The 18,127-nt window shown below is 45.1% G+C and carries 34 protein-coding genes and 1 pseudogene; 3 read left to right on the top strand and 32 right to left on the bottom strand.

All coding sequences use genetic code 11. The annotated features are described in order from the left end of the window. Nucleotides 1–347 (top strand): transposase (locus BO26_RS16880; protein WP_036773484.1); only part of this gene is annotated, 347 nt, incomplete at its 5' end. A 324-nt stretch (nt 348–671) separates the two neighbouring features. Here BO26_RS16880 and BO26_RS16875 read toward each other — a convergent pair. From BO26_RS16875 to bfd, 32 genes are all read right to left on the bottom strand, one after another. Then, nucleotides 672–872 carry an alternative ribosome-rescue factor A gene (locus BO26_RS16875; protein WP_036773481.1) on the bottom strand — a complete coding sequence of 67 codons (201 nt, stop codon included), beginning with the start codon at nt 870–872 and terminating at the stop codon, nt 672–674. 78 nt (nt 873–950) lie between these two features. Next, nucleotides 951–1,367 carry a Zn(2+)-responsive transcriptional regulator gene (gene zntR, locus BO26_RS16870; RefSeq protein ID WP_036773479.1) on the bottom strand — a complete coding sequence of 139 codons (417 nt, stop codon included), beginning with the start codon at nt 1,365–1,367 and terminating at the stop codon, nt 951–953. 134 nt (nt 1,368–1,501) lie between these two features. Further along, nucleotides 1,502–1,894, bottom strand: coding sequence for a 50S ribosomal protein L17 (gene rplQ, locus BO26_RS16865; RefSeq protein ID WP_036773478.1), 393 nt, complete (start codon nt 1,892–1,894; stop codon nt 1,502–1,504). A gap of 40 nt (nt 1,895–1,934) precedes the next feature. Next, nucleotides 1,935–2,924 carry a DNA-directed RNA polymerase subunit alpha gene (locus BO26_RS16860; RefSeq protein ID WP_036773476.1) on the bottom strand — a complete coding sequence of 330 codons (990 nt, stop codon included), beginning with the start codon at nt 2,922–2,924 and terminating at the stop codon, nt 1,935–1,937. Between the two features lie 25 nt (nt 2,925–2,949). Continuing rightward, a complete protein-coding gene (gene rpsD, locus BO26_RS16855) occupies nt 2,950–3,570 on the bottom strand; it encodes a 30S ribosomal protein S4 (RefSeq protein WP_036773474.1) in 621 nt (206 codons plus the stop codon). A gap of 36 nt (nt 3,571–3,606) precedes the next feature. Continuing rightward, nucleotides 3,607–3,996, bottom strand: a complete 390-nt coding sequence (rpsK, locus tag BO26_RS16850) for a 30S ribosomal protein S11 (RefSeq protein WP_002919257.1) — start codon at nt 3,994–3,996, stop codon at nt 3,607–3,609. Between the two features lie 15 nt (nt 3,997–4,011). Further along, a complete protein-coding gene (gene rpsM, locus BO26_RS16845; protein ID WP_036773472.1) occupies nt 4,012–4,368 on the bottom strand; it encodes a 30S ribosomal protein S13 in 357 nt (118 codons plus the stop codon). Between the two features lie 146 nt (nt 4,369–4,514). After that, nucleotides 4,515–4,631: a 50S ribosomal protein L36 gene (gene rpmJ / locus BO26_RS16840; RefSeq protein ID WP_002227352.1), complete on the bottom strand. Its 117-nt coding sequence runs from the start codon at nt 4,629–4,631 to the stop codon at nt 4,515–4,517. A gap of 32 nt (nt 4,632–4,663) precedes the next feature. Continuing rightward, nucleotides 4,664–5,995 (bottom strand): preprotein translocase subunit SecY, encoded by a 1,332-nt coding sequence (secY, locus tag BO26_RS16835; protein WP_011148775.1) that lies wholly within the window; start codon nt 5,993–5,995, stop codon nt 4,664–4,666. Between the two features lie 7 nt (nt 5,996–6,002). After that, nucleotides 6,003–6,437 (bottom strand): 50S ribosomal protein L15, encoded by a 435-nt coding sequence (gene rplO, locus BO26_RS16830; protein WP_036773469.1) that lies wholly within the window; start codon nt 6,435–6,437, stop codon nt 6,003–6,005. Nucleotides 6,438–6,440: 3 nt separating this feature from the next. Then, a complete protein-coding gene (gene rpmD, locus BO26_RS16825; RefSeq protein ID WP_036773482.1) occupies nt 6,441–6,620 on the bottom strand; it encodes a 50S ribosomal protein L30 in 180 nt (59 codons plus the stop codon). Between the two features lie 5 nt (nt 6,621–6,625). Next, entirely contained in the window at nt 6,626–7,126 is a 501-nt protein-coding gene (gene rpsE / locus BO26_RS16820; protein WP_036773468.1) for a 30S ribosomal protein S5, read from the bottom strand. A 14-nt stretch (nt 7,127–7,140) separates the two neighbouring features. Continuing rightward, nucleotides 7,141–7,494: a 50S ribosomal protein L18 gene (gene rplR / locus BO26_RS16815; RefSeq protein ID WP_036773466.1), complete on the bottom strand. Its 354-nt coding sequence runs from the start codon at nt 7,492–7,494 to the stop codon at nt 7,141–7,143. A 9-nt stretch (nt 7,495–7,503) separates the two neighbouring features. Next, nucleotides 7,504–8,037, bottom strand: coding sequence for a 50S ribosomal protein L6 (rplF, locus tag BO26_RS16810; RefSeq protein WP_036773464.1), 534 nt, complete (start codon nt 8,035–8,037; stop codon nt 7,504–7,506). A gap of 14 nt (nt 8,038–8,051) precedes the next feature. After that, nucleotides 8,052–8,444, bottom strand: coding sequence for a 30S ribosomal protein S8 (gene rpsH / locus BO26_RS16805; RefSeq protein ID WP_036773462.1), 393 nt, complete (start codon nt 8,442–8,444; stop codon nt 8,052–8,054). A 33-nt stretch (nt 8,445–8,477) separates the two neighbouring features. After that, the gene (rpsN, locus tag BO26_RS16800; RefSeq protein WP_036773459.1) at nt 8,478–8,783 is read right to left on the bottom strand and encodes a 30S ribosomal protein S14; all 306 of its coding nucleotides are present in this window, start codon (nt 8,781–8,783) and stop codon (nt 8,478–8,480) included. A gap of 12 nt (nt 8,784–8,795) precedes the next feature. After that, the gene (gene rplE / locus BO26_RS16795) at nt 8,796–9,335 is read right to left on the bottom strand and encodes a 50S ribosomal protein L5 (protein ID WP_011148783.1); all 540 of its coding nucleotides are present in this window, start codon (nt 9,333–9,335) and stop codon (nt 8,796–8,798) included. 14 nt (nt 9,336–9,349) lie between these two features. Beyond that, on the bottom strand, nt 9,350–9,664 hold the full coding sequence (gene rplX, locus BO26_RS16790; RefSeq protein ID WP_036773458.1) for a 50S ribosomal protein L24: 315 nt from the start codon (nt 9,662–9,664) through the stop codon (nt 9,350–9,352). Nucleotides 9,665–9,674: 10 nt separating this feature from the next. Continuing rightward, nucleotides 9,675–10,046 (bottom strand): 50S ribosomal protein L14, encoded by a 372-nt coding sequence (rplN, locus tag BO26_RS16785; RefSeq protein WP_015836277.1) that lies wholly within the window; start codon nt 10,044–10,046, stop codon nt 9,675–9,677. 179 nt (nt 10,047–10,225) lie between these two features. Continuing rightward, complete coding sequence (rpsQ, locus tag BO26_RS16780; protein WP_011148786.1) at nt 10,226–10,480, bottom strand: 30S ribosomal protein S17; 255 nt, start codon at nt 10,478–10,480, stop codon at nt 10,226–10,228. Next, a complete protein-coding gene (rpmC, locus tag BO26_RS16775) occupies nt 10,480–10,671 on the bottom strand; it encodes a 50S ribosomal protein L29 (RefSeq protein ID WP_021322794.1) in 192 nt (63 codons plus the stop codon). The genes rpsQ and rpmC overlap by 1 nt, the downstream gene beginning before the upstream one ends. Beyond that, a complete protein-coding gene (gene rplP, locus BO26_RS16770; RefSeq protein ID WP_036773456.1) occupies nt 10,671–11,081 on the bottom strand; it encodes a 50S ribosomal protein L16 in 411 nt (136 codons plus the stop codon). The genes rpmC and rplP overlap by 1 nt, the downstream gene beginning before the upstream one ends. A 12-nt stretch (nt 11,082–11,093) precedes the next feature. Further along, nucleotides 11,094–11,795 (bottom strand): 30S ribosomal protein S3, encoded by a 702-nt coding sequence (rpsC, locus tag BO26_RS16765; protein ID WP_015836279.1) that lies wholly within the window; start codon nt 11,793–11,795, stop codon nt 11,094–11,096. Nucleotides 11,796–11,812: 17 nt separating this feature from the next. After that, a complete protein-coding gene (rplV, locus tag BO26_RS16760) occupies nt 11,813–12,145 on the bottom strand; it encodes a 50S ribosomal protein L22 (protein ID WP_011148790.1) in 333 nt (110 codons plus the stop codon). A gap of 14 nt (nt 12,146–12,159) precedes the next feature. Next, nucleotides 12,160–12,438: a 30S ribosomal protein S19 gene (gene rpsS, locus BO26_RS16755; protein WP_011148791.1), complete on the bottom strand. Its 279-nt coding sequence runs from the start codon at nt 12,436–12,438 to the stop codon at nt 12,160–12,162. Nucleotides 12,439–12,452: 14 nt separating this feature from the next. After that, nucleotides 12,453–13,277: a 50S ribosomal protein L2 gene (gene rplB / locus BO26_RS16750; RefSeq protein WP_036773454.1), complete on the bottom strand. Its 825-nt coding sequence runs from the start codon at nt 13,275–13,277 to the stop codon at nt 12,453–12,455. A gap of 19 nt (nt 13,278–13,296) precedes the next feature. Continuing rightward, nucleotides 13,297–13,599 carry a 50S ribosomal protein L23 gene (gene rplW / locus BO26_RS16745; RefSeq protein ID WP_036773452.1) on the bottom strand — a complete coding sequence of 101 codons (303 nt, stop codon included), beginning with the start codon at nt 13,597–13,599 and terminating at the stop codon, nt 13,297–13,299. After that, nucleotides 13,596–14,201, bottom strand: a complete 606-nt coding sequence (rplD, locus tag BO26_RS16740; RefSeq protein WP_036773449.1) for a 50S ribosomal protein L4 — start codon at nt 14,199–14,201, stop codon at nt 13,596–13,598. Before rplD ends, rplW begins: the two co-directional genes overlap by 4 nt. Nucleotides 14,202–14,217: 16 nt before the next feature. Then, nucleotides 14,218–14,847 (bottom strand): 50S ribosomal protein L3, encoded by a 630-nt coding sequence (gene rplC / locus BO26_RS16735; protein WP_036773447.1) that lies wholly within the window; start codon nt 14,845–14,847, stop codon nt 14,218–14,220. Nucleotides 14,848–14,879: 32 nt separating this feature from the next. Beyond that, on the bottom strand, nt 14,880–15,191 hold the full coding sequence (gene rpsJ, locus BO26_RS16730) for a 30S ribosomal protein S10 (RefSeq protein ID WP_001181005.1): 312 nt from the start codon (nt 15,189–15,191) through the stop codon (nt 14,880–14,882). 309 nt (nt 15,192–15,500) lie between these two features. Further along, the gene (gene bfr / locus BO26_RS16725; RefSeq protein ID WP_036773444.1) at nt 15,501–15,977 is read right to left on the bottom strand and encodes a bacterioferritin; all 477 of its coding nucleotides are present in this window, start codon (nt 15,975–15,977) and stop codon (nt 15,501–15,503) included. Nucleotides 15,978–16,054: 77 nt separating this feature from the next. Beyond that, nucleotides 16,055–16,249: a bacterioferritin-associated ferredoxin gene (gene bfd, locus BO26_RS22345; RefSeq protein WP_072023292.1), complete on the bottom strand. Its 195-nt coding sequence runs from the start codon at nt 16,247–16,249 to the stop codon at nt 16,055–16,057. Between the two features lie 589 nt (nt 16,250–16,838). Here bfd and BO26_RS16720 point away from each other — a divergent pair. Together BO26_RS16720 and BO26_RS22340 are read left to right on the top strand one after the other, a co-directional pair. After that, nucleotides 16,839–17,426 (top strand): IS110 family RNA-guided transposase, encoded by a 588-nt coding sequence (locus BO26_RS16720; RefSeq protein ID WP_051691026.1) that lies wholly within the window; start codon nt 16,839–16,841, stop codon nt 17,424–17,426. Nucleotides 17,427–17,663: 237 nt separating this feature from the next. Further along, nucleotides 17,664–18,051, top strand: a pseudogene (locus BO26_RS22340) (IS982 family transposase); the annotation flags it as partial. Nucleotides 18,052–18,127 lie beyond the last annotated feature (76 nt).

The following is an 18,127-nucleotide window of genomic DNA, read 5'->3' as shown; positions in this document are numbered from 1 at the left end:
TAACCGGGCATCTCTATGGCGACAAAGGGTATTTATCGCAAGCGTTATGCGATGAACTAAAAGCTGAAGGAATTACATTAATCACGAATGTTCGCCGTAATATGAAGGGCAAATTTTTATCCCTTTGGGACAAGGCCATGTTAAGAAAACGTTTTTTAATAGAGACAGTGAATGACCAATTGAAAAATATTTCTCAGATAGAGCATTCAAGACATCGGAGCGTAGCCGGCTTTTTACTGGAGGTTGTATCAGGACTCATTGCTTATATCATTGCTTATACATCCCAACCCAAAAAGCCGAGCTTAGGTTTACGTGACTATGAAATTGCAATGCTTAAACAAAACTGAGGTTATTGATACTACTTCATCTAGATTTCAAACGTACAAAAAACAAAATACCCATCCAGAGCTGAAATTTGGCATCACCAAAACTAGAGATTTATTTTAAAAATCATTTCTATGGTGTAATAATGTTGTAATGATTTTCTAATACGGCACAAAATTCGAGATGAGCCATCCCCACGTCAATAAAAAGATTCATCTATACCGAATGAACTTCAAGATGCTTTAGCCGTCAGACATAAAAACATTTAAATTCAACAACATAATCGTTTTTCAAACATGCACTTTGAAGTGTCTTGAGTATATAATAGTAAAAATAAACTTACCAAATTAGAAAGCCAGTGGTAACAAATCTAATACTCCCTTACCACTGGCCTCCCAGTTACCTGATTTACTGTGTTTTCCTTTCCTCTGATAACTTCCTTTCCCTTTTTTATTTTTTTCAATTCGTTGTTTGAATAGTGGATCACATAATAGAGCTTCAATAGCATTATCTTTTATCACACCTTTTTTATGATGATATACAGTCATAATATTCTTCTGCCATCTTAATTTGTCTAAAAAATAGCAATTTTATTTGTTGAATTCCCAATAATACAAGGGAATTATTTATTCCTTATTTAAAGCACCTTGCTCTAGAGTTTCAAGAATAGAACAATATGTGCTTATGTGAGAACTACCACAACAAGCATCACTTAGCCTCTTAAGTGAATCGCGCATCTTTCGCATTTCAAGAAGTTTTTCCTCTACTTCCATCAATCTAGAGTCTACAATTTGCTTCGATTCTTCACAAGTATGATGATCAGGATCTACACGAATAGACAATAATTCAGTAATAGCTTCCAATGTAAATCCTAACTGCTTGGCATAACGTATAAATCGAAGACGCTGTAGATCTTGTTTGGTATAAAGCCTATATCCCCCCTCAGTACGGTTCTGATGTTCCATCATTCCCTGTTTTTCATAAAAACGCACTGTATCAGGGGTCACATTCGCTAATCTAGCCAGTTGTCCAATTCGATACATCTTTATACCTCCTATAATAGACAACATTGTTTGCAATATCAGCATAACAGGATTGAAAGAAATAAGTGAGATATTCGAACATGCAGGTGTAAAAAAACCGGGATAAACCCGGTTCTTTTACATGCCTCTACAGATTACTCCGCAGTAGCAACTTCTGTTTGAAACTCAACAACACGGTCAACAAGCTCGATGTATGCCATCGGAGCATTATCACCAGCACGGAAGCCACACTTCAGAATACGAGTGTAACCACCTGCGCGGCTCGCAAAACGCGGGCCCAGCTCATTAAACAGTTTTGCCACGATTTCATTATCACGAATACGGGCGAATGCCAGACGACGATTAGCTACGCTGTCGATCTTGGCAAGAGTAATCAGCGGCTCAACGACGCGACGCAGTTCTTTCGCTTTAGGCAGAGTCGTCTTGATGATTTCATGACGAACCAAAGAACCTGCCATATTGCGGAACATAGCTTGGCGATGGCTGCTGTTGCGGTTCAATTGACGACCACTCTTACGATGGCGCATGACCTTATCCTTCTCAGTAAAACCTTAACCTGTGATCTAGTTATTCATCAGCAATACTTGCTGGTGGCCAGTTTTCTAAGCGCATGCCCAGAGATAAGCCACGTGAAGCCAGTACGTCTTTGATCTCTGTAAGAGATTTTTTACCCAGGTTAGGCGTCTTAAGTAACTCAACCTCGGTACGCTGTACCAAATCACCGATGTAGTGGATAGCTTCTGCCTTAAGACAGTTAGCAGAGCGGACAGTCAATTCCAAATCGTCAACAGGGCGCAGCAGGATCGGATCAAACTCTGGCTTCTCTTCTTTTACTTCTGGCTGACGTACATCACGTAAATCAACAAAAGCTTCCAGCTGTTCAGCCAAAATGGTAGCTGCACGGCGAATCGCTTCTTCAGGATCGATTGTACCGTTAGTCTCCATCTCGATAACCAACTTGTCCAAATCGGTACGTTGTTCTACACGCGCTGCTTCAACATTGTAGGCAATACGCTCTACTGGGCTATAACAAGCGTCTACTAACAAACGACCAATAGGGCGCTCATCTTCTTCCGAATGAATCCGGGCAGAAGCCGGCACATAACCCCGACCACGCTGAACCTTAATACGCATGCTAATAGAAGCAGCTTCGTCTGTCAGGTGGCAGATTACATGTTGCGGCTTGACGATTTCGACATCACCGTCGTGGATAATGTCGGCTGCAGTCACAGGGCCAATGCCAGACTTATTCAAGGTAAGAATAACTTCATCTTTGCCCTGAACTCTTACCGCCAGCCCTTTCAGGTTGAGGAGAATCTCCAGGATATCTTCCTGTACACCTTCTTTTGTGCTGTACTCATGCAGTACACCATCAATCTCAACCTCAGTCACCGCACAACCCGGCATAGACGAAAGCAGAATACGGCGCAGTGCGTTGCCTAGAGTATGGCCAAAGCCCCGCTCTAATGGCTCAAGGGTCACCTTGGCGTGCGTCGAACTGACTTGCTCGATATCTACCAGGCGCGGTTTTAGAAACTCTGTCACAGAACCCTGCATTGTGTCCTCTCTTTGGTGCTAAGCTTTACTTAGAGTAAAGCTCGACGATCAGGTGTTCGTTGATGTCAGCGGACAGATCGGTACGTTCTGGAATACGTTTGAACACACCTTCCATCTTCGCAGCATCAACTTCCAACCAAGTTGGTTTCTCACGCTGCTCAGCCAGCTCTAAAGCCGCCTTAATACGAGACTGCTTTTTCGATTTTTCACGAACGCTGACTACGTCATTCGGGGATACCTGATAAGAAGCGATATTAACAACGCGACCATTTACCATGATAGCCTTGTGGCTCACCATTTGGCGTGATTCAGCACGAGTTGCACCGAAGCCCATACGATAAACAACGTTGTCCAAGCGACCTTCCAGCAAACTAAGCAGGTTTTCACCTGTGTTGCCTTTCAGACGAGTTGCTTCTTTATAATAGTTACGGAACTGACGCTCCAGCACACCGTAAATACGACGAACTTTTTGTTTTTCACGTAACTGTACACCATAGTCAGATAAGCGCGGTTTACGTGCGCCATGCTGCCCAGGTGGTTGTTCCAATTTACACTTGGTGTCAATCGCGCGAACGCCAGATTTCAGGAATAGATCTGTACCCTCGCGACGGCTCAGCTTGAGCTTAGGACCCAAATATCTTGCCATTTTCTTTCTCCAACAAACCTAAAAAAGTAAACGCTATTAGACGCGACGTTTCTTAGGTGGACGACAACCGTTATGAGGGATCGGAGTCACATCAGTAATGTTAGTGATGCGGAAACCTGCCGCATTTAACGCACGGATAGTTGACTCGCGGCCAGGACCAGGCCCTTTAACCATAACTTCCAGGTTCTTAATTCCGTATTCTTTCACTGCTTCAGCACAGCGCTCTGCCGCAACCTGAGCCGCAAACGGAGTAGATTTACGAGAACCACGGAAACCGGAACCACCAGCAGTTGCCCAACCCAGAGCGTTACCCTGACGGTCAGTAATGGTCACGATGGTGTTGTTGAAAGAAGCATGGATATGAGCCACACCGTCAGAGACTTGCTTTCTTACACGCTTACGTGCACGAATAGGTGCTTTTGCCATTATACAATACCCCGATTATTTCTTGATCGGCTTACGTGGACCCTTACGGGTACGTGCATTGGTCTTAGTACGCTGACCGCGAACTGGTAGACCACGACGGTGACGTAAACCACGATAAGTACCAAGATCCATCAGACGTTTGATGCTCAGGGTTACTTCACGACGTAAATCACCTTCTACAACGTATTTGGCAACTTCGTCACGCAGCTTGTCAATTTGCTCTTCAGACAGCTCACTGATCTTAACATGTTCAGCAATACCCGCTGCAGCACAAATGGCTTGAGAGCGAGTTCTACCAATTCCGTAGATCGATGTTAAAGCGATTACGGTATGCTTCTGATCAGGAATGTTAATGCCTGCTATACGGGCCACTATGCACTCCTAAAATTATTTACGGCAACACTATTCTGAAAAGCCCGTTTTCAGGATACTCAAACAATGTTGCTGTGATATAAAAAAGATTGGCTGGCTAATTTAGCCAGCTCAAACCGACTTTGCAAGAAAAATATGCTATTTTATTAGCCTTGGCGTTGTTTATGCTTAGGCTCTGCACTGCAAATCACACGAACGACACCGTTACGCTTAACGATTTTGCAGTTGCGGCATAATTTCTTGACGGAAGCACGAACTTTCATTTTTACTCTCCGTAACTTCTCGAGCAAACCAATTAGCGGTTATAACCTTTAAGGTTTGCCTTCTTCAATGCAGACTCATATTGACTTGACATCATTAGAGTTTGCACTTGAGCCATAAAGTCCATGATGACCACAACTACGATAAGTAGTGAAGTACCGCCAAAATAAAATGGTACTTTCATAGCATCACGCATGAACTCCGGGATTAGGCAGATAAAAGTAATATACATCGCACCAACCAAAGTCAGGCGTGTCATTACCTTATCAATGTACTTGGCCGTTTGCTCTCCCGGACGAATTCCTGGTACAAATGCACCGGACTTCTTCAGGTTATCTGCTGTCTCTCTCGGGTTGAAAACCAATGCGGTATAAAAGAAACAGAAGAAGATGATTGCAGACGCGTAGAGTAACACATAAAGCGGTTGTCCAGGCTGCAAGTACATTGAAATAGTAGTCAGCCAGTTCCAACCAGTTCCCCCCCCGAACCAAGAAGCTATGGTACCAGGGAAGAGAATAATGCTGGAAGCAAAAATTGCAGGGATAACCCCAGCCATATTCACTTTCAACGGCAAATGTGTGCTCTGTGCTGCGTAAACTCGGCGACCCTGTTGACGTTTTGCATAGTTAACAACGATACGTCGTTGGCCACGCTCCATGAAAACAACGAAGAAAGTCACTGCAAACACTAACACTGCAACCAACAGCAACAGGAGGAAGTGCAGATCGCCTTGCCTAGCTTGCTCGATGGTATGGCCAATAGCCGGCGGTAAACCCGCAACAATACCAGCAAAAATTATGATAGAGATACCGTTTCCAATACCTCGTTCAGTAATCTGCTCACCCAGCCACATCAGGAACATTGTCCCAGTAACCAAGCTCACAACAGCCGTGAAATAGAAAGCAAATCCTGGGTTAATTACTAGTCCTTGCATACCTGGCATATTCGGCAAACCGGTAGCAATACCGATAGATTGAAATATAGCCAACACTAAAGTGCCATAACGGGTATACTGACTAATCTTACGACGACCAGCTTCTCCTTCCTTCTTAATCTCGGCTAACGTTGGATGAACCACTGTCAGCAGCTGGATAATAATAGATGCAGAAATATACGGCATTATTCCCAGCGCAAAGATAGAAGCACGACTTAAAGCACCACCAGAGAACATGTTAAACATTTCAATGATGGTGCCCCTTTGCTGTTCGAGCAATTTGGCAAGCACAGTGGCATCAATACCAGGGATAGGAATAAAAGAGCCAATACGGAAAACAATCAGCGCTCCAATAACAAACAACAGTCTGCGTTTCAGCTCGCCCAGTCCACCTTTAGCACTTTGAAAATCTAATCCTGGTTGTTTAGCCATCTGTTACTTATTCCTCAATTTTACCGCCAGTAGCTTCAATTGCAGCACGGGCGCCCTTAGTAACACGAAGGCCACGCACAGTTACTGCGCGATTGATTTCGCCAGAAAGTATAACTTTCGCAAATTCAATTTGAATACCAACAATGTTAGCGGCTTTCAGTGCATTCAGATCGATAATATCGCCTTCAACGGCAGCAAAATCAGACAGACGAACTTCTGCTGTAACCATTGCCTTACGTGAAGTGAAGCCAAATTTTGGCAAACGACGGTATAAAGGCATCTGACCACCTTCGAAACCGCGACGTACGCCACCGCCAGAACGAGATTTCTGACCCTTGTGACCACGGCCACCAGTTTTACCCAGGCCAGAACCAATACCACGACCTACACGTTTAGGCGCATGCTTGGCACCTTCAGCCGGAGACAGAGTATTTAAACGCATCTGTTACTCCTCAACTTTAACCATATAGGAAACCAAGTCGATCATACCACGTATAGCCGGAGTATCTTCACGCTCTACTGTATGACCGATACGACGCAGACCTAAACCAACCAGAGTCGCCTTATGCTTAGGCAGGCGACCGATTGAACTGCGAATTTGTGTTACTTTAATAGTCTTAGCCATGGCCATTACCCCAGAATTTCTTCGACGGATTTACCACGCTTAGCTGCGACCATTTCTGGAGACTTCATGCTGTCTAAAGCATCCAGGGTTGCACGAACCACATTGATTGGGTTAGTGGAACCATAGGTTTTAGCCAGTACGTTACGAACACCAGCCACTTCCAAAACAGCACGCATAGCACCACCTGCAATGATACCGGTACCTTCATGAGCAGGCTGCATAAACACGCGGGAACCGGTGTGTGAGCCTTTCACTGGATGATGCAAAGTGCCGCTGTTCAGTGCGACGGTTTTCATATTGCGACGGGCTTTTTCCATCGCTTTCTGGATTGCTGCCGGAACTTCGCGTGCTTTGCCGTAGCCAAAACCAACGCGACCATTACCATCACCTACAACAGTTAGTGCGGTAAAGCTGAAAATCCGGCCACCTTTTACGGTTTTAGATACGCGGTTTACCGCGATCAGCTTTTCCTGCAGTTCGCCAGCTTGTTTCTCGATGTGAGCCATCTTACACCTCTACCTTAGAACTGAAGGCCAGCTTCACGGGCAGCATCTGCCAGTGCCTGGACTCGACCATGATATTGGAAACCAGAACGGTCAAAGGATACATTTTTGATACCTTTTTCCAGTGCACGTTCAGCAATTACTTTACCAACTGCTGCTGCTGCTTCTTTATTTCCAGTGTATTTCAATTGCTCATTGATAGCTTTTTCTGTAGTAGAAGCTGCCACCAAAGTTTCAGAACCGTTTGGTGCGATAACCTGCGCATAAATATGGCGAGGGGTACGATGTACCACCAGGCGAGTCGCGCCCAGTTCCTGGAGCTTGCGGCGTGCGCGGGTCGCACGACGGATACGAGCTGCTTTCTTATCCATAGTGTTACCTTACTTCTTCTTAGCCTCTTTGATACGCACGACTTCGTCGGCGTAACGAACACCCTTACCTTTATAAGGCTCAGGACGACGATAAGCGCGCAGTTCTGCCGCAACCTGACCGATTACCTGCTTATCAGCACCTTTCAGTACGATTTCAGTTTGTGACGGACATTCTGCAGTAATGCCTGCTGGTAGTTCGTGGTCAACTGGATGTGAGAAGCCCAGAGACAAGTTAACAACATTGCCTTTGACTGCTGCACGATAACCAACACCTACCAGTTGAAGCTTCTTAGTGAAGCCTTCGGTAACACCAATAACCATAGCATTCAGCAAAGAACGAGTAGTACCCGCCTGTGCCCAACCATCTACATAACCATCGCGTGGTGCGAAGGTCAGCTGGTTATCTGCATACTTAACTTCAACTGCGCTGTGGATTGTACGACTCAACTCGCCGTTTTTACCCTTAATCGAAATAACCTGACCGTTGAGTTTTACCTCTACGCCGGCAGGAATGACGACGGGTGCTTTTGCAACACGAGACATTCTTTCCTCCCGAATTAAGCTACGTAGCAGAGAATCTCGCCACCAAGACCAGCTTGGCGAGCTGCACGATCAGTCATTACACCTTTAGAGGTAGAAACGACAGCAATACCTAAACCAGCCATGACTTGTGGCAGCTCATCTTTTTTCTTATAGATGCGCAGACTTGGGCGGCTTACGCGCTGAATACTTTCTACAACAGCCTTACCCTGGAAGTACTTCAGTATTAATTCCAGCTCTGGCTTGGTGTCGCCTTCGATTTTATAATCTTCAATATAACCTTCTTCCTTCAGCACCTTGGCAATTGCCACTTTCAGCTTAGAGGAAGGCATGGTGACCGCAACTTTATTCGCGGCCTGACCGTTACGGATACGGGTCAGCATATCCGCGATGGGATCTTGCATGCTCATCTGTCTTTACTCCCGTGATTCAATTGGTGACAATTACCAGCTAGCCTTTTTAAGGCCCGGAATTTCACCGCGCATAGCGGCTTCACGGACTTTAATACGGCTCAACCCAAACTTCCGCAAAAATGCATGCGGACGCCCAGTTTGGCGACAGCGGTTGCGCTGACGAGAAGGGCTGGAATCACGTGGCAGTGCTTGCAGCTTAAGAACAGCATTCCAACGCTCTTCATCAGATGCATTCACATCAGAAATAATAGCTTTCAATTCTACACGCTTAGTGAAGAATTTTTCAGCCAATTTCACACGTTTCACATCACGTGCTTTCATTGATTGCTTAGCCATGAATACCCTGCCTTACTTGCGGAACGGGAAGTTAAAAGCAGCCAACAGTGCGCGGCCTTCATCATCAGATTTCGCAGTTGTGGTGATAGTAATATCTAGACCACGAACACGATCCACTTTATCGTAATCGATTTCTGGGAAGATGATTTGCTCACGTACACCCATGCTGTAATTACCACGACCATCAAATGACTTAGCAGACAAACCACGGAAGTCACGGATACGAGGTACAGCAATAGAAATCAGGCGCTCAAGAAACTCCCACATGCGTTCACCACGCAGGGTAACTTTACAGCCGATTGGATAGCCCTGACGGATTTTGAAGCCTGCAACTGATTTGCGTGCTTTGGTGATCAATGGTTTTTGACCAGAGATTGCGGCCAAATCCGCTGCTGCATTATCCAGCAGTTTCTTATCAGCAATCGCTTCACCAACACCCATATTCAGGGTGATCTTCTCGACCCGAGGGACTTGCATGACAGAATTGTAGCCAAACTGAGTCATCAGTTTTTGGACTACCTCGTCTTTGTAGTAATCATGCAGTTTCGCCATCGTATTACTCCAAATTACTTGATAGTTTCGCTGTTAGATTTGAAGAAACGAACTTTTTTACCGTCTTCAAATCTAAAACCTACACGGTCAGCCTTACCGGTTGCCGCATTGAAGATTGCAACGTTTGAAACTTGGATTGCAGCTTCTTTCTCAACGATGCCACCTGGTTGGTTCATAGCCGGAACAGGCTTCTGATGTTTCTTAACCAAGTTAATACCTTCAACAATGACCTTTCCAGTAGAAAGAACCTGTTTTACTTTACCGCGCTTACCTTTATCTTTGCCAGTCAGCACGATAACTTCGTCATCACGACGGATTTTCGCTGCCATTGTCCGCTCCTTAGAGTACTTCTGGTGCCAGGGAGATAATTTTCATGAACTTTTCATTACGAAGTTCACGAGTTACCGGCCCAAAAATACGCGTACCGATAACTTGCTCGCTCGTGTTGTTCAACAACACGCAAGCATTGCCATCGAAGCGAATGACAGAACCGTCAGGGCGACGAACACCCTTCTTGGTGCGCACCACTACCGCTTTCAGGACATCACCTTTTTTCACTTTACCACGAGGAATTGCTTCCTTGATGGTGATTTTAATGATGTCACCGACGTGTGCGTAGCGACGGTGCGAGCCACCCAGAACCTTGATACACATTACGCGACGTGCACCGGAGTTGTCGGCCACGTTCAGCATAGTCTGTTCTTGGATCATTTTAGTGCTCCGCTAAATGTCAACTACTACTGAGCCCACTTCACTATATTTCACTATATTAAAGAGGCCGTTCAGATACCCCATATCATGAGGGCGCGGCATTATAACACCACATCTCAGATATGGATAGAAAAAATAAACGGCTCATTACCTGAGCCGTTTACTCTATTCGAGTCAGCTTACAGAATCGCTTTCTCTACAACGCGAACTAAGGTCCAAGATTTAGTTTTGGACAATGGACGGGTTTCGCGGATTTCCACCACATCACCTATTCCACATTCATTGTTCTCGTCATGTACGTGCAGTTTAGTCGTACGTTTGATGAATTTACCATACAGAGGATGCTTCACCTTACGCTCAATAGCAACAACAATGGATTTCTCCATTTTGTCACTAACAACACGACCTTGCAGAGTACGGATTTTATCGGTCATTACGCACCCGCCTTCTCAGTCAGTAAAGTCTTAACGCGTGCGATATCACGACGCACTTGTTTCAACAGATGAGACTGTTGTAGCTGGCCACTTGCTGCCTGCATACGCAGGTTAAATTGTTCACGCAGCAGGTTCAGCAGCTCAGTGTTCAGCTCTTCAACGCTTTTTTCGCGCAGCTCTTGTGCTTTCATTACATCACCGTCTTAGTTACAAAGGTGGTTTTGATAGGCAGTTTCGCTGCTGCCAGCTTGAATGCTTCACGAGCCAGCTCTTCAGACACACCGTCCATTTCATAAAGGACTTTACCGGGCTGGATCAAGGCAACCCAATATTCTACGTTACCTTTACCTTTACCCATACGTACTTCGAGTGGCTTTTCAGTGATTGGTTTGTCTGGGAATACACGAATCCAGATTTTACCTTGACGTTTAATTGCACGAGTCATAGCACGACGTGCCGCTTCAATCTGACGTGCAGTCAGACGACCACGGCCCACAGCTTTCAGACCGAAAGTGCCGAAGCTAACATCCGCACCTGCTGCCAGACCACGGTTACGGCCTTTGTGCACTTTACGGAATTTCGTACGCTTTGGTTGTAACATCAGCGACTCTCCTTACTTGCGGCCTTTACGCTGCTGCTTTTTAGGTTGCGCAGCCGGTTTTTCCGCCTGTTCAACAGCAGCCATACCACCCAAGATCTCACCTTTGAAGATCCATACCTTAACACCGAGTACACCATAAGTGGTGTGCGCCTCTGAAGTGTTATAATCGATGTCTGCACGTAATGTGTGCAATGGTACACGACCTTCACGATACCATTCAGTACGCGCGATTTCAGCACCGCCCAAGCGGCCACTTACTTCCACTTTAATACCTTTGGCACCCAAGCGCATTGCGTTCTGGACTGCACGCTTCATAGCACGACGGAACATAACACGACGTTCCAACTGTGAAGTGATACTATCAGCAACCAGTTTTGCATCCAGTTCAGGCTTACGCACTTCAGAAATATTAATTTGCGCAGGAACACCAGCGATTTCCGCTACAGTTTTACGCAGTTTCTCTACGTCTTCACCTTTCTTACCGATTACGATACCTGGGCGAGCAGTGTGAATAGTTACACGGATGCTTTTAGCAGGACGTTCAATAACAATGCGTGAAATAGACGCTTTTGCCAATTCTTTATTCAAGTACTGGCGCACTTTAAAATCGCTGTCCAGGTTATCAGCGAATTCTTTGGTATTCGCATACCAGGTAGAGTTCCAAGGTTTGACAATACCCAGGCGAATACCATTAGGATGTACTTTCTGACCCATTGCTAGTCTCCAGAGTCTCAGCGATCGGACACAACCACAGTAATGTGGCTGCTGCGCTTCAGGATGCGATCTGCACGACCTTTTGCACGAGGCATAATACGCTTCATGGTCGGGCCTTCGTCTACGAAAATCTTCGTGACTTTCAGATCATCAATATCAGCACCATCGTTGTGTTCTGCATTAGCAATAGCAGACTCAAGTACTTTCTTCACTAAACCAGCAGCTTTCTTATTGGTATAGGTCAGAGTTTCCAGAGCTTGCGACACTTTCTTACCGCGAATCAGGTCAGCTACAAGGCGAACCTTCTGAGCAGAAGAACGAGCGTGGCGATGTTTAGCGATAGTTTCCATCTCTTCCTCCTACCTTAGCGCTTTTTAGCCTTTTTATCGGCCGCATGGCCGCGATAAGTACGGGTCGGCGCGAATTCACCTAGTTTATGACCAACCATTTCGTCGGAAACAAAAACTGGTACATGCTGACGACCATTATGGACAGCGATGGTCAAACCGATCATGTTAGGAAAGATCGTTGAACGACGGGACCAAGTCTTAATAGGCTTTTTGTCTCCGCTTTCCACCGCTTTCTCTACCTTCTTCAGCAAGTGCAGGTCAATAAATGGACCTTTCTTGAGAGAACGTGGCATGGCTTATCCTCTAATTATTTTTTAGTACGGCGACGTACGATGAACTGATCAGTACGTTTATTACTACGGGTCTTCTTACCTTTAGTTTGAACACCCCAAGGAGTTACAGGATGTTTACCAAAGTTACGACCTTCACCACCACCATGTGGGTGATCTACCGGGTTCATCGCCGTACCACGAACAGTAGGACGAATACCACGCCAGCGACTTGCACCAGCTTTACCCAGAACGCGTAGCATGTGTTCTGCATTACCAACTTCGCCTAAAGTAGCACGACAATCAGACAGAACTTTACGCATTTCACCAGAACGCAGACGCAAGGTCACATAAGAACCATCACGAGCAACGATCTGAACATATGCACCAGCAGAACGAGCCAACTGACCACCTTTACCCGGTTTCATTTCTACGTTGTGTACAGTAGAACCAACAGGGATATTGCGCATTGGCAATGTGTTACCAGCTTTGATAGCGGCATCAGCACCAGATTGGATCTGGTCACCAGCTTTCAAACCTTTAGGTGCAAGAATATAACGACGTTCACCGTCTTTATACAGAACCAGGGCGATATTTGCTGAACGGTTTGGATCATATTCCAAGCGCTCAACTACAGCAGGAATACCATCTTTATTACGTTTGAAGTCAATCAAACGATAATGCTGCTTGTGGCCACCACCAATGTGACGAGTGGTAATACGGCCATTGTTGTTACGACCACCGGTTTTGCTGCTTTTTTCCAGTAACGGAGCATAAGGTTTGCCCTTATGCAGCTCAGGGTTAACCACCTTAACAACGTGGCGACGGCCCGGAGACGTAGGTTTACATTTAACAATTGCCATTGTTCTTTACTCCTCCGACTTACTCTGCGCCACCAATGAAGTCCATATTCTGGCCTTCTTTTAGAGTGACGTAAGCTTTTTTCCAGTCGCTACGACGACCAATACGCTGACCGTGGCGTTTAGTTTTGCCTTTAACCAGCAAAGTGTTAACACCTTCAACTTCGACTTCAAATAATTTCTGTACAGCAGCTTTAATTTCTGCTTTAGTCGCGTCTTTCGCAACTTTGAGAACGATGGTATTACTTTTTTCCATCGCTGTAGAAGCTTTTTCAGATACATGCGGCGCGCGCAGTACTTTCAGCAGACGTTCTTCATGGATCATGCCAGCATCTCCTCAACTTGCTTCACAGCATCAGCAGTCATGACCACTTTATCGAAGGCGATCAAACTAACTGGGTCGATACCCGCTGCATCACGGACATCAACCTTGTACAGGTTACGAGCTGCTAAGAACAAGTTCTCATCAACTTCACTAGTGATAATCAGCACATCTTCCAGAGTCATTTCTTTCAGTTTCTGAACCAGAAGCTTAGTCTTAGGAGCTTCTACAGAGAACTTCTCTACAACGATCAAACGATCTTGACGTACCAGCTCAGACAGGATGCTTTTCAGAGCGCCGCGGTACATTTTTTTATTAACTTTTTGACTGTGGTCCTGTGGCTTAGCTGCGAAAGTTACACCACCAGAGCGCCAAATTGGGCTCTTAATAGAACCAGAGCGTGCACGGCCAGTGCCTTTCTGACGCCATGGTTTTTTACCTGAACCAGAAACTTCAGCACGGGTTTTCTGAGCACGAGTACCTTGACGTGCACCAGCTGCGTAAGCAACAACTACTTGATGCACAAGCGCTTCGTTGAAATCACGCCCAAAGGTAGTTTCGGAAACAGTCAGCGCGCCTTGCGCGTCTTTCATTACCAATTCCATTCCTATCTCCTCGACGTTACGCCTTGACAGCCGGTTTTACGATCAGGTTGCTACCAGTCGCACCTGGAACAGCACCTTTGACCAGCAGCAGGTTGCGCTCAGCATCAACACGTACTACATCTAGGCTTTGAACGGTTACACGTTCATTACCCAGTTGGCCTGCCATTTTCTTGCCTTTAAATACCTTGCCCGGAGTTTGGTTCTGACCGATAGAACCCGGAACACGGTGAGACAAAGAGTTACCGTGGCTAGCATCTTGGGTACGAAAATTCCAGCGTTTTACAGTGCCGGCAAAACCTTTACCTTTAGATGTACCAGTAACGTCGACTTTTTTAACGTCAGCGAAAATCTCAACGCTAATGCTTTGACCTACAGAATATTCTTCGCCTTCAGATAGGCGGAATTCACGCAGGATACGGCCAGCTTCAACACCAGCTTTAGCAAAATGCCCTGCTTCAGGTTTGTTCACACGGCTAGCTTTTTTGCTACCAGTAGTAACCTGAATTGCACGATAACCATCATTATCCAGGTCTTTAACCTGAGTAACGCGGTTATCTTCAATTTCGATAACAGTTACAGGGATTGAAACGCCATCTTCAGTGAAGATACGAGTCATGCCCACTTTTTTACCGACTAAACCAATCATTGTTTCAACCTCTCAATCGTTCAATGACCTGATTAACCCAGGCTGATCTGCACGTCTACACCGGCAGCCAGATCCAGACGCATCAGAGCATCAACGGTTTTCTCGGTTGGCTCAACGATGTCAACCAGACGCTTATGAGTGCGAATTTCGTACTGATCACGCGCATCTTTATTAACATGCGGAGAAATCAGAACGGTAAAACGCTCTTTACGAGTCGGCAGCGGGATCGGACCACGAACTTGCGCACCAGTACGCTTAGCGGTCTCGACAATTTCCGCAGTTGATTGATCGATCAAACGATGATCAAATGCTTTCAGGCGGATACGGATTCTTTGGTTCTGCATGAGACCAGAGCTCCAACTATTTTATAAACGTAAATAATCACTGCTCGTACCCATTTCGATTGATGGGAGAGTGTAATCGTTCAATGTATAACCCCCATATCGGGAGTATTTTCAAATGGCAGTAAAAACCACTGCACATTTGCTGATCGATAAATCAGACCTACACAGTAAGTAAGCCCACGCATTATACGCAAATCAATTAGCAAAGCAAGATACAGATGAGAATCTGTTCAGAGATGAAATGTAAAAGCAAAGAATGCCCTAACTATATTAATGTAAGTAAGATAGGGCATTATTTATAGCGCGTGACTATTCTCCTTCAAGAATCTGCGCTTGGGTATAATTTTGAATCCCCATGCGTTCAATTAGTTCAAGTTGAGTTTCTAGCCAATCAATATGTCCTTCTTCCGCATCTAAGATATCTATCATCAAATCACGGCTGACATAGTCATGAATTGAATCAGCATAAGCAATAGCTTCTCTCAGATCGTGAGCTCCTTGTAATTCGAGCTGCAAATCGGATCTGAGCATTTCTTCAATATCTTCTCCGATGTTAAGTTTCCCTAGATCTTGCAAATTAGGAATTCCTTCAAGAAAAAGAATACGTTCAATGTACCTATCGGCATGTTTCATCTCATCAATAGATTCATGATATTCCTTCTCATTAAGGCGGGTAAGTCCCCAATTTTTGAACATCCGGGCATGCAGAAAATACTGATTAATTGCGACAAGCTCATTTCCAAGAAGTTTATTTAAATAAGCAATGATTTTTTTATCACCTTTCATAGTCTAACCCTCCGCTTCCAGTACTTAAAGTGTAGTAGCTATTCAGCAGAGTAGTAGTAAACTTGTCTTATTTTTTATCAAGCAACTTTATCTATCTTGGGCAGTTGGGCAATTTCCTCATTAATTAGCTCTCTGGCTTGACGTATGCATTTCCCACAATCACGGCCTACAGGAACAATACGTTTTAACTCTCTGATAGAGTGAACGTGATGCTGACGCACCGCATTACGTATTGTTCTATCACTCACCGCATTACATAGGCAGACATACATAAATAGCACTCTCTGGTACATATTATAGCCCATGGTAAATAATAATGAGTATTATTTCAATAATCGTTTGCATTTAATTATCCGTTCCAATTTCTTCGATTGTACCCCATTACCTATGTCAGAACTTACCAACAAAAACAAATAGATATAGACCTCAAATATCGCTTACTTACATTTAAAAGAAAGAAAAATTTACCTGAGTCCGACTCATGTGGGAAATGTAGACTATCTCTGACGTGTACTCGATGACAGATGAATGTACCTACTATAAGATGAACTAACAGAACGGATGAATAAGATCCTAAAAAAACAAACTGCTGCCAGCACAAGAAGGCATTTGACTACACCAAAAGATAGTTTAGAGGGCAATGTAGAAATCTACAACCAAGGAAAAATTATATAAAATCTTAATACCAGACACCTGATATAGCGTCGGCTATCTGCGAGACTGCCTGTCGTCCGGGTATCCATTTTGCCCCAGTTAAGACAGTAGAACAGCAGGATATTAAAGCATTGCGTAGCGCCCGACAGCTCATAGTGGAGCACCGCGCTTGCCAATCAACTCCGGGCGTTCCTCGCTGAGCAGGGCGTGATTATTCCCGTTGGCATTCAGTCACTTCAACACCATTTACCTGATGTTCTGGAAGATGAGAACAATGCCTTGTCTTCTGTCCTGCGACGTTTACTTTATACCTCGTGGGAAGATTTACGTGCCCTGAACCTGCGTATCCATAATATGGATAAAGCAATGGCGGCACTGTCTCGCCAGCAACCAGGTTATGACCATCTGCTCACTCTTCCCGGTGTCGGTCCCCTTATTGCGGCTGCTTTCGTGAGTGACGTCAGCGCATCTCAATTTGCCAATGGCCGACAACTGTCTGCCTGGTGTGGTTTAGTCCCCCGGCAACACAGTTCGGGCGGGAAAAATCGTCTCTCTTCCCTGAGCAAACAGGGTAATCTTCATCTCCGAACGTTAATTATTCATGGCGCCCGCGCCATGATGCGCGGCGTACAAAAACGGGATGACCCTTTAGGCGAGTGGCTAACAGCCCTGATTACCCGATGTGGGGCCATGAAAGCCGTGGTTGCTTTAGCCAACAAACTGACCCAAATTATCTGGCGTGTTCTGACGGATAAGGTTGATTATAATATGAAGAAGGCTTTTGCTATCAATTAATTGAATTGAGTGAATCAAAATAGACGCTTTAACCGAGTTTGCAAACACTGATGAAAAAACGGCTATCGGCCCTGCGATAACCTGAGTAAAACCGAGGTAGTTACATACCGATGACGGATGATTAGGAAACAGGGGGCAGATGATATCATGGCTCGAGCAAATAAGCCCTTTATGACGCCGGATATAAGGTCGCAAACCGTATCAATTTAGTGCTTGCATAATCGGGGCGTCCATATATGGTTTTATGGTTTCAAATTACACCGGGTTGTCAATCACCAGGGGGAAATCCTGGCGCTTAAAATCACTGCCGGTAATATGGATGACTGTTCGCCGAATTAACAACAGAATTAACAGCTTCGCTTTACGGCGATAACGGTTATCTCAGTCAGGAACTGGCAGACAATTTAGGCAAAACCGGTGTCACTTTCATCACCCAAAAGCGCCAAAATATGAAAGCACAGCGACTGACTGAGTGGGATAAGATAATGTTATCAAGGCGTTTCATCATCGAAACGATTAATGGACAATTAAAAACCGTTTCTCAAATAGAGCATTCTCGCCGTCGAAGTATAAAAGGATTTATGTTGACCGTTTTAGGCAATTGATTGCTTATTGCCTTAAATAGAAGAAGCCATCACTGAAAGTTTTCTATTCGGAAGACGATTTTTCAGTGACGGCTTAAACAGAATTCGGGTTGATTA

Origin of the sequence: Photorhabdus australis DSM 17609, from assembly GCF_000711895.1 — a bacterium.
Taxonomy (GTDB): Bacteria; Pseudomonadota; Gammaproteobacteria; order Enterobacterales; family Enterobacteriaceae; genus Photorhabdus; species Photorhabdus australis.
Note: the sequence above shows the minus strand (reverse complement) of the source record. Positions and strands in the feature narration are given on the sequence as shown.